At 46.5% G+C, this 10,477-nt stretch carries 12 protein-coding genes; 8 read left to right on the forward strand and 4 right to left on the reverse strand.

Translation table 11 applies throughout. The annotated features are described in order from the left end of the window. The first annotated feature begins 242 nt into the window (after positions 1 to 242). Positions 243 to 815 (forward strand): Uma2 family endonuclease, encoded by a 573-nt coding sequence (locus tag QUA04_RS20450; RefSeq protein ID WP_333259890.1) that lies wholly within the window; start codon positions 243 to 245, stop codon positions 813 to 815. Between the two features lie 122 nt (positions 816 to 937). Here QUA04_RS20450 and QUA04_RS20455 read toward each other — a convergent pair whose 3' ends face one another. The 4 genes from QUA04_RS20455 to QUA04_RS20470 all read right to left on the reverse strand — a co-directional run bounded on the left by QUA04_RS20455 (position 938) and on the right by QUA04_RS20470 (position 4,435). Further along, the gene (locus tag QUA04_RS20455; protein ID WP_333259893.1) at positions 938 to 2,014 is read right to left on the reverse strand and encodes a branched-chain amino acid ABC transporter permease; all 1,077 of its coding nucleotides are present in this window, start codon (positions 2,012 to 2,014) and stop codon (positions 938 to 940) included. 148 nt (positions 2,015 to 2,162) lie between these two features. Beyond that, positions 2,163 to 3,524: a branched-chain amino acid ABC transporter substrate-binding protein gene (locus tag QUA04_RS20460; protein WP_333259896.1), complete on the reverse strand. Its 1,362-nt coding sequence runs from the start codon at positions 3,522 to 3,524 to the stop codon at positions 2,163 to 2,165. Between the two features lie 397 nt (positions 3,525 to 3,921). Continuing rightward, entirely contained in the window at positions 3,922 to 4,188 is a 267-nt protein-coding gene (locus QUA04_RS20465) for a hypothetical protein (protein ID WP_333259899.1), read from the reverse strand. After that, entirely contained in the window at positions 4,181 to 4,435 is a 255-nt protein-coding gene (locus QUA04_RS20470) for a hypothetical protein (RefSeq protein ID WP_333259901.1), read from the reverse strand. Before QUA04_RS20470 ends, QUA04_RS20465 begins: the two co-directional genes overlap by 8 nt. A 162-nt stretch (positions 4,436 to 4,597) precedes the next feature. Between QUA04_RS20470 and QUA04_RS20475 the strand changes: the two genes are divergently transcribed. The 7 genes from QUA04_RS20475 to QUA04_RS20505 all read left to right on the forward strand — a co-directional run bounded on the left by QUA04_RS20475 (position 4,598) and on the right by QUA04_RS20505 (position 10,193). Further along, on the forward strand, positions 4,598 to 5,545 hold the full coding sequence (locus tag QUA04_RS20475; protein ID WP_333259904.1) for an NAD(P)-dependent oxidoreductase: 948 nt from the start codon (positions 4,598 to 4,600) through the stop codon (positions 5,543 to 5,545). A gap of 59 nt (positions 5,546 to 5,604) precedes the next feature. Next, positions 5,605 to 6,015: a hypothetical protein gene (locus QUA04_RS20480; RefSeq protein ID WP_333259907.1), complete on the forward strand. Its 411-nt coding sequence runs from the start codon at positions 5,605 to 5,607 to the stop codon at positions 6,013 to 6,015. After that, positions 6,012 to 6,893: an RNA polymerase sigma-70 factor gene (locus tag QUA04_RS20485; protein ID WP_333259910.1), complete on the forward strand. Its 882-nt coding sequence runs from the start codon at positions 6,012 to 6,014 to the stop codon at positions 6,891 to 6,893. The genes QUA04_RS20480 and QUA04_RS20485 overlap by 4 nt, the downstream gene beginning before the upstream one ends. A 150-nt stretch (positions 6,894 to 7,043) precedes the next feature. Continuing rightward, a complete protein-coding gene (locus tag QUA04_RS20490; RefSeq protein WP_333259913.1) occupies positions 7,044 to 7,325 on the forward strand; it encodes a hexameric tyrosine-coordinated heme protein in 282 nt (93 codons plus the stop codon). A gap of 81 nt (positions 7,326 to 7,406) precedes the next feature. Continuing rightward, on the forward strand, positions 7,407 to 8,102 hold the full coding sequence (locus QUA04_RS20495) for an alternative oxidase (RefSeq protein ID WP_333259916.1): 696 nt from the start codon (positions 7,407 to 7,409) through the stop codon (positions 8,100 to 8,102). A gap of 108 nt (positions 8,103 to 8,210) precedes the next feature. Next, complete coding sequence (locus QUA04_RS20500) at positions 8,211 to 8,588, forward strand: hypothetical protein (protein WP_333259920.1); 378 nt, start codon at positions 8,211 to 8,213, stop codon at positions 8,586 to 8,588. 54 nt (positions 8,589 to 8,642) lie between these two features. After that, entirely contained in the window at positions 8,643 to 10,193 is a 1,551-nt protein-coding gene (locus QUA04_RS20505) for a GMC family oxidoreductase N-terminal domain-containing protein (RefSeq protein WP_333259922.1), read from the forward strand. Positions 10,194 to 10,477: the final 284 nt, after the last annotated feature.

A 10,477-nucleotide genomic window follows, 5' to 3' on the forward strand; every position in this document is an offset into this window, starting at 1 on the left:
GTTATTAGTCATTACTCAGTAGTTAGATGAAAGAATGCTAGTAATTGCAGTTATAGATGCGACTGACGCGGGCCGTGCCAAATTCTGCCTCAATTAATGTGATCGACTGCTTATCGTGGAAACGGTCTATCGGGCTAGCTACAGTTTAGAGTCTTTTGAGTTCGATTATTGCACCAAAAGCGACGAAACTTCAAATATACTGGAACTGTTACCCCAACACACTTCAAACGGGCGATCGCTATATGGTACAAGCACCTCAAAAAACTATCACCCTCGACGAGTTTTTGCAACTCCCAGAAACCAAACCCGCTAGCGAATACATCAAAGGTGCGATCGTACAAAAACCTATGCCACAAGGAAAACACAGCAAACTACAAGGCAGAGTCGTAACAGTCGCCAACGACATCGCAGAGAAACCGCAAATTGCCCTAGCCCTACCAGAACTTCGCTGCACATTTGGCGGACGTTCTATTGTTCCCGATGTCGCGATTTTTGTTTGGAATCGCATTCCCCTAGACGCTGACGGCGAAATTGCCAATACATTTAATGCTCACCCAGACTGGACAATAGAAATATTGTCCCCAGCCCCAAGCCAAACCAAAGTCACCAACAATATTTTGCACTGTTTGAATGCCGGTTGTGAGATGGGGTGGTTGCTCGATCCCGATGAAAAAAACATTTTAGCCTATCCCGCAAGGCAGCAGCCTATTTCCTTGCAAGAACCAACAGATATACTTCCGATGCCCAAATTTATGCCGGAAATGCAGTTGACTTTAGGCGAAGTTTTTGGCTGGCTCAAACCAGGGAATATTTAAAACGTAAAACTAAAATGCGATCGCTTTTAATGCCGCCATTTCTGTAAAAACTCTGGGTTCTGGATCTGCTGTTTTTTCAGGTCTAATTAAATGTTTCTTGCCATTTTTTCAACCCAGCACCTTCAAACCTTCTCCTGAACATTCTCGCCCAACAAACCCCCTGGCCGAAAAGCCAAAATCACCACCAAAACCCCAAACACCCAAGCATTAGTCCAACGGCTCGACAAATACTGATCGCTCAAAGACGAAAGCAACCCAATCAAAACCCCTCCTAACATCGCCCCGACAATATTGCCAATTCCCCCCAAAACCGCCGCCGTAAAAGCCCTCAAACCCGCCGTAAACCCCATCGTAAAAACAATAGTATTGTTGTACAGACCAACCAGAATCCCAGCCGAACCCGCCAAAGCTCCCCCAATCAAAAAAGTCAGAGCAATAATCTGATCCACATTAATTCCCATAATTTTAGCAGCATCGCGGCTTTGAGCAGTTGCTCGCATCGCCTTTCCCAGACGAGTGTACTGGACAAAAACATGAAGCAAAACCATCAATACAACCGCCACCACCAACACAATTAAATCTTTCGTAGTAAATACAATACTCGTTTGAATTCCCAAAGCTTTGAAAATATCAACTCGCGGCAACAAATCGGGAAAGCTTTTCGGCGCAGCAGAATTAGATCCCATCACCGGAATAAAAGCTTTCAATCCTCCCCAAAACAGCCCCATATTTTGGAAAATAAAAGAAACTCCAATTGCCGAAATTAAAGGAGCCAAACGGGGAGCATTTCGTAAAGGCCGATAAGCATACTTTTCCACAACAATATTGAGTCCAGCACAAAACACCGAACATACAATTAAAGCAACTAACATCACCGGTATAGCAATAGCTAAAGGTGCGCCATCTTGAATCCCAAAAGCCCCGAACACGGTTAGGGAAGCAAAAGCACCCAACATATACAAATCGCCGTGAGCAAAATTGATTAACTCAATAATGCCGTAAACCATAGTGTAACCCAAAGCAATAATTGCAATCAGCGCGCCGTTGACAAGACCAACTAATAATTGTTGGATAAAAACTTCAGGATTGCTGACTATTTCTCCAACGATTTTTGGCAAATCAAATCCTGCGATCGGGCCTAATAGCAAAACTATATAAACTACACCTAGATATAAGAGAATACTTTTCCAGTTCTTCATGTTTTTGAGTAATTGGGAATTGGGAATTGGGAATTGGGAATTGAAAATTGGGAAATTAAAAAAGTTGAAGGATTTTTCTTCTCTCTTCCTTCTTCCTTCTTCCTTCTTCCCTCTTCCTTCTTCCCTCTTCCCTCTTCCTTCTGATTAATTATTCCGTCTTGAGCGCATTCACGAACTCCCACTTGCCACCTTTAACAACATTTCCTGACATTGTAGTCAAGCTCGTGTCGCCGTTGGTGTCAAAACTCCAAGTGCCGAGTACCCCGTTAAAATCTTTAGTTGCCAAGACAGCTTCGCGGATAGCAGCGCGGTCATTTTTGCAAACTTTATTAATTGCGCCGATCGCAACTTTAGCCGCTTCATACGCATAAGCTGCATAAGCTTCCGGTTCAGCATTATATTTTGCCTTGTAACTTGTGTACCACTTCGCGCCCGCACCAGTCAATTCTTGAGGAGGCAAGCCGCCAAAAGTAGCGTAAATTCCTTGAGCATCTTTGCCAGCCGCGTCAATTAAAGCTTGGTCTTTGATGCCGTCTGGCCCCATGAATTTAACTGCCTCAGGCGTCATTCCGACATTTCTCATGTCTTTAATTATTTGTCCGGCATTGCTCTGAGTAGTGCCTCCAAAGTAAATCATGTCGGGATTTAAAGCTTTGATCTTATTCATTAACGCCTTATAGTCGCTAGCTTTAATATCAATTCCCTCTCGGCCGAGGACTTGAATTCCCAACTTTTTAGAAGTTGCTTCAAAAACATCAGCGATGCCTTTGCCGTAGAGTTCTTGGTCGTCGAGAATGTAGACTTTTTGCACGCCCAAAGATTTCGCCCAGTTGCCAGCTACAGCACCTTGAAGGTCGTCAGCGGGGACAACGCGGGTGAAATTACGAGTGCCAGTGGGATAATAAACGTTAGGTTCTTTGGGTTCGCCTTTTCCTGGTTTAGTCAGTCCCGGATAAGTGTTGGCCGGACTGATCATAACGATGTTAGCTTGGTTGAGCACGGGAATGGAAAGTTTGGCGGCACCGGAGTTATAGTGACCGATGACAGCAACTACCGAACCGTCAGCGACGGCTTTGTTGGAGTTCGACGTTACTTGGGCCGGGTCCCATTTGCCGGCGGCGGCGGTGGCGTCATCGTAAACTTCGTATTGGATTTGGATTTTGCCGTCGCAAGCTTTCGAGTTGGTTTCGGCGAGGGCTTGTTGGATGCCGTTGACCATTGTTTGAGACTGACCCAAGGCGCTGCCTGTCATCGGCAGCATGGAGACAATTTTGACAGTATTTGGGTCTCCGGGGGTGCTGACTGCGACGGGAGTGGCTGCGGGACTGGTTCCGGGGCTGCCTGCGGGAGTTGTGGCGGTGGGTGCTTGAGGATTTTGACAGCTAGCGCACAGAGAGGCTATTCCGGCGGCAAAAACTAATTTCCGCAATCCTGTGGCGCCGAGATTCTGTGTTGAGTTGGTTTTTGGGGGTGTGGCACTTTTGCCCCCTGACTTCTTGGAAAAGTTCATAGGTTGGTTCGTTTGTTGCTTGCGTCTTAGCATATTTTCACTGTTTTAAGTATGTAGTCAAGAGTTAGCACAAGTTTAAAAAATTTGTGTCAACTCTTAAAGATACACTGCTGCCACAAGAAGGTCGGGATTTGGGTCATATCTAATTCACTTACGTGCTAACATTTCTGAGTATTGATTGACAATGCGCTTGAACTGCAACGATAGAAATAGCATCATCACTGACACGTAACATACTATTACGTGCGCCATCTCCATCCTGTCACTACGTCAATGTCGGCGATATCCAAAATTTAGACTTGAAAAATGTCTTATTCGCCTGGTTCTGCTTGGTATTGTGCGATCGCAGTTTGGATTTCCTCGGCCGAGACGTTTGCTTGTTCTGAGGAAGAGTAAATCAGGTATAAAACAACCTGAGTCGGTGATTCAACTCGATCAAACGATAGCCACCGCTCTTACCAACTTGGGCATCACTGTTTTTAGCCCGGACTTTGTAAACGGTGTATTGGGTTCCTGTAATCTGGTTTCCGATGAAGTTTCCTTGGATAATCTCATCGAGGACGGGCTGAACATCCGTTTGAATTTGGCGATACTTTTTAGCGAGTTTTTTGAGGCGACGTTTGAAGAGTGCCGTGAATTTGACTTGGACTGGCATATCAGACATTGATGCCGTCCCAGAGCTCCTCGATGGGGAAGGTTTGTCCCGCTTTGGCTTGGTGGAAGGAGGCTTTCAGGTCAGCGAGGATTTGGTCGTTGGAGTCGGTGTCTGAATCAAAATCTGAGTCAAAGTCTGGGACGATCCCGGCCTGTGTCCGACTGGTCAAGAATTCCAGGAATGTCAGGGTTTGCTTTAAAATCGGTTCAGGAGTCCGTTCGATCGCTTCTAAAAGCCGTTGTTCGATCGGCGACATAAGATGACCTCTACATCTAGCTCCTCTGAATCTTATCAATAATTCTATTGCGTGTTTCCGATAGATCGCCGGCGATCGGAAACACGCACGACTTGTCACAACTAACGATGCTCTTTCGTCTTATCTATAAATACCTCACAGGTTTCAACAGGAGGTTGCTAGATGAGAATTTTTGTGGCAGGTGCAACGGGAGCGATCGGTCGTCCGCTACTCGCCCAATTGCACAGCGCAGGACATGATGTAGTGGCGTTGACCCGCACTCGAGAAAAAGCACGGATTTTAGCTGAACAAGGTGTGGAACCTGCGATCGCAGATGTGTTTGATGCAGATGCTGTCAAAGCTGCTGTGATTCGCGCTCAACCGGAAGTTGTAATCGAACAACTCACCTCTCTGCCTAAAACCTACACCCCTGACTCGATGCAGGCGGCAGCAGCACTGAACGATCGCATCCGTCTCGAAGGAGGTGCAAATGTCCTAGCGGCAGCGCAAGCTGCTGGTGTGCGTCGTTACATCCGGCAGTCGGTCGCCTTTTGGGCGATTCCCGGTACAGGATTGGCCGATGAAGAAACACCCCTAGCCTTAGATGCTTCGCCCGCAGTTGCAGACGGAACCCGCACCCTGAAGGAGATTGAACATCCCTTGCTAGGGAACCCCAATCTAGAAGGAATTGTCCTGCGTTACGGCTTCTTCTACGGGCCCGGCACTTGGTACGCAACCGATGGAGACGTTGCCGAACAGGTGCGGCAGCAACAATTCCCGATCATCGGAAATGGCGAAGGTGTATGGTCTTGGGTTCACACTGAGGATGCGGCATTCGCGACGGTGGCGGCAGTCGATCGAGGCAATCCTGGCATTTACTTAATTGCGGACGATCGGCCCTTAGAGGTGCGCGTGTGGCTTCCTGCTTATGCCCAGTGGCTCAATGCTCCACCGCCACCGCAGGTATCAGTTGAAGATGCTCTGCGAATCAGTGGTGGAGATGCTGTCTACTATGGCACCCAGTTACGAGGTGTCTCCAATGGTAAGGCAAAACGCGAACTAAATTTTCAACCGCGATCGTTGGAATGGCTTGTTAAAACTGCCGTTGAAGAGGGCCAACTGACAATTTAATCTCGATCGGGCTAAAACTAGGAGTTGTCTAGAAAGCTTTCTAATCAGGGAGAAATAAAATGAAGATTGCTCAATATGGAACAACGATCGCGGTGATCCATGCGATCGCAAACGGACTGCATGGTTTAGCGCATTTGGAAATCCCAATTCCCCTCTCTCTCCTTCAGAGTTTGTTTGTGGGTATGGTGATTTTTCTAATTCCCATCATTGCAGCCGTTTTGCTTTGGACACAGTTCTACCGCATTGGTAGCTGGCTCTTACTCAGTTCAATGGCTGGATCGATCCTGTTTGGGCTCTACAATCATTTCATCGCGATCAGTCCAGATCATGTGTCTCAAGTTGCCTTTGAAGGCTGGGGTTTGCTGTTCCAAGTCACAGCCATCCTGATATTTATTGTGGATGGATTAGGAGCTGGAATTGGCTTCTGGGCATTGAGAACTATTCAGCAACAAGAGCAGGGGGCTTTATGAGTTCTATGGATGATTTTAACCACCATCGTCCGTTGCTGTTCTCGATCGCCTACCGAATGCTGGGAACTGTCACAGATGCCGAAGATATGGTACAAGAAACCTTCCTGCGCTGGCAACAGACGGCGAGCTCCACGGTGCGATCGGCAAAGACTTATCTGACAACTATTACTACTCGTCTCTGCATCGATCATTTGCGATCGGCGCGTGTCCAACGAGAACAATACGTCGGTACTTGGCTACCAGAACCGATGTTAACGCAACAATCCGAAAATTCAACCGATATAATGGAATTAGCAGACTCGCTCTCGATCGCATTTTTAACTGTAATGGAGCGTTTATCTCCGATCGAACGGGCAGTATTTCTACTCCGCGATGTGTTCGAGTATGACTATGACGAAATCGGTCAGATGATCGGCAAGAGTCCCACCAACTGTCGCCAAATCCTGCGACGGGCGAAGCAGCATCTTGCCGACCAACGTCCTCGTTTCCCAGTTTCTCGGCCTCAACAAAAGCAGATTACAGCCCAATTTTTAGATGCCTCCACCAAAGGGGATTTGCAAGATTTGTTACTGCTGCTGGCGAAGGATGTGACGTTTTGTTCAGATGGTGGCGGCAAGGTGGTTTCAGTCCTCAAGCCGATACATGGAGCAGTAAAGGTGGCTCGGATGCTGTTAGCCATTCGTCGCAAATGGCTGCTTAATTCTGTCTCTCACTTAGCCGATATCAACGGACAACCCGGCATGATCCAATATCTGGATGGCCACATTCACAGTGTGATGACGTTTGAAATTGTGGATGGCTGTATTCAGTCTATTTACAGTGTGCGGAATCCAGAAAAGCTAGAGCGGCTTTCCCAGGAGATATTTTTAGATAAGTAACTGAAAGCCCTCGGTGAGTTGATGCAAGTTTGAGCTAGCTCAGAGAAGCCGTTAAAATGCCATTGTACGATCGAAGCAGATCAACTTAGGGAGGTCTTGGATAACCAATGCTGCTGTTCTAAAAAAGACACTAAATCAGGAGACTTTGACATGGATAATATAATGCATCCCAACAATCCATCTGTGGTAACACCACCCGAAGTTACATTAGTTCCCAATAACTCGCTTTTGACTGAAACACCAGAAGCCGGACGACAACTGGCAGTCAAAATGGCACGGCTGATTATTAAAATGACTCAGCCTGATGAAGAAAAGCGCAAACAGTTACGAGAGGTTTATGGCAATGATGCCATGATGCTGATTGCAGTTGGTCACGTTGTCGCAATAGAATTTGCCACAGTCGCTGCTGCCAACAACTACTGGCGTAAGTAGGTACAAGTCAGAGCCCCAACTTCTCTGAGAAGTCGGGACTCAGAGCCCCTGGTAATGTATTCAATTTTTGAGGAATGCACCATGAAAGTTTTGATTCGATTGATAGTTGGTTTTTTTGTCTTCCTTGTAGATGTCGTCTACGGAAATCGTTCCTACCCTCGATTTTATATGCTGGAAACCATCGCCCGCGTGCCTTACTTTTCCTATCTATCAGTGCTGCATCTTTACGAGACGCTGGGTTACTGGCGCAAAGCAGACTTGTTGAAAGTTCACTTCGCTGAAACCTGGAACGAATTGCATCATTTGTTAATTATGGAATCACTGGGGGGCGATCGCCTCTGGATCGATCGCTTCATCGCTCAACACGTTGCCGTGGCTTACTACTGGGTGGTAGTGCTGATTTATATGCTGTTTCCCTCTTACGCCTACTACCTGATGGAACTGATTGAAGGTCATGCCTATCACACCTATGACGAATACTTGAAAACCTATGAAGCGGAACTGAAAGCTCAACCTGCGCCCCAGGTGGCAATCAACTTCTATCGGGATGGCGATCTTTATATGTTTGATGAAGTTCAGACTGCACTAAGTCATGAATTTCGTCGTCCAAAGGTGGATAATCTATACGACGTGTTCGCGAACATCCGTGATGACGAAGACGAACACGTCAAAACGATGGTGGCACTCCAGAAACCAGAAGCGCGGCTAACTTTCAAAAGTCCCCATACAGTTGTTGAATTGACGGCTACCAACGTCGAGCGAACGGTTTCATTGTAGGGGAATTATGCTTTTAAACCAGCTTAAATACCCCTTTATTTCTTAGTCTGCCGAGGCAGACTTCGTTTGATAAGGAGCGATCTAAACCGCCGAATCATCTTAATAACCATGAAAACACTACTAAAAAAATCAGCGCTACTCCTTAGTTTACCAATCTGTGTCTTAGCTAATTTTTCCTTACCTGCGTCTGCTGATTCTACTGCTGACCTCATCCTCAGTACAAGATGCCAGGGTGGTTACAACATTAATATTTGGAAAAAGAAGGCTTCGGGTGAACTGCTATATCGCTCGACCAGTTCCAACGGTAATTTAAGTTTGGGCGGAGGTACTAGCAAAGCAACAGAAGGCGTTCGAGTCTATAAGTTTCGGAAGGGTAATTATGAATATTGGGTGTGGGATGGCACATTGGATAGCCCGAAGTCTGGAACTTTAGAGGTGTACAAAAACAACCGTATTTTGATGCAGAAAGCTTGTACGAAAACTTGAATCCTCTAGCCTGACTAAATTAATCCACTACAGACAACAAAAAAGGAGAATTTTATGACGAACTATGACTACATTGTAATTGGTGCAGGTTCGGCAGGCTGTGTTGTCGCCAACCGTCTGACAGAAGACAGTGAAACAACCGTGTTGTTGCTCGAAGCTGGCAATCCAGATACGAAACCAGAGATTCAAATCCCGTTGGAATGCTTCAACTTACTAGGCTCTGAGGTAGACTGGGCATACTTCACAGAACCAGAACCTTACCTCAATAACCGCAAAATCTTTCATCCCCGCGGGAAAGTCTTGGGCGGCAGTAGTTCGATTAATTTCATGCTTTATGTCCGAGGCAATCCTCATGATTACGATCGCTGGCAAGAATTGGGTAATCTTGGTTGGAGTTATCAAGATGTATTGCCATATTTCAAGAAATCTGAAAACCAGCAACGAGGTGCTTCTCAATACCACGGTGTCGATGGCGAGTTGAGCGTTACCGATCTAATTTCCCCGGCACCGATATCCCAACGATTTGTAGAAGCATCTGTAGCCATGGGATATCACAACAATCCTGACTTCAATGGGATGCACCAAGAAGGCGCAGGGCTCTATCAGGTGACGATTAAAGATGGAAAACGGCACAGTACCGCTGCTGCATTCCTGGTGCCAATTCTCGATCGTCCCAATTTGACAACAACGACAGGAGCGTTAGTGACTCGATTGTTGTTTGAGGGAACCCGCGCCGTTGGGGTGGAATATCTATACGAGGAAACGCTGCACCAAGTCCGGGTTAACCGGGAAGTGATTTTAAGTGCTGGCGCATTCGATTCGCCTAAGCTGCTGATGCTTTCCGGCATTGGTAATCAAGAATACCTGGAATCATTGGGTATTCCTGTAGTAGTCGATTTGCCTGGTGTCGGTCAAAACCTCCAAGATCATCCTCTCATTCCTGTGGTACACCTGGCAACTCAGGATTTACACCCTGCAATCACCAGTAGTATCGTTGAAGCCGGATTGTTTTTGCATAGCGAGGGTAATCTGGATGCTGCCCCTGATTTACAGTTGATCTTCAGCCCTATTCTGTTGACATCCCCTCCTCGTTCTGATTCGGGATTCACTGGTTTAGTATGTTTGATCCATCCTGAGAGTATTGGTAGTGTATCTTTAAGATCGCCCGAGCCGAAAGATCCACCAATGATTCGGATGAACTATCTCCAAAGTGAATCTGATGTGCAAAAAGTCATTGCAGGAATTAAATTACTCCGCAAATTATTTCAGACAAGTGCCTTTGATGAGTTTCGAGGTGAGGAAGTCGCTCCCGGTGCTGACGTTGATAGCGAGGAAGCCCTCGAAGCCTACATCCGGGAAACGTGCGGTACGGTGTTTCATCCTGTCGGCACCTGCAAAATGGGAACTGACTCAATGGCGGTTGTAAACTCTGAACTCCGCGTACATGGAGTTGAAGGGTTGCGTGTGGTAGATGCGTCAATCATGCCAACAATCACCACAGGAAATACGAATGCGCCGACAATTGCGATCGGCGAAAAGGCAGCAGATTTAATTAAAGCCACAGGTTACGTTTCACAGCAAGTACCTTTAGCAATTACAAATTAACAGGGAGTGCGATCGATTAAATAGCCTTGACTGTTTCTTTGCCAACTATGAGCTAGCTCATAGAAGTTGTTGACAAAAACTGTCACGCTAAAGGTAATTCAAGGTTAGGAGGGTAGTGATATGACTCTCACAAAAGCAAACATCACCGCATCTCAACTAGAAACTCTCGCCAAACTCGGGAGCATGTCACTTCTGTAGTGAGTAATGATACTCATGCAGGTCTTCGCTGATTACCAATTAAGCCGTTCAAGTAAGCACAACGATGAGCTAATACTTGTCCCACA

It is taken from the genome of Microcoleus sp. S13_C5 (assembly GCF_036700845.1).
Classification (GTDB): Bacteria; Cyanobacteriota; Cyanobacteriia; order Cyanobacteriales; family Microcoleaceae; genus Microcoleus.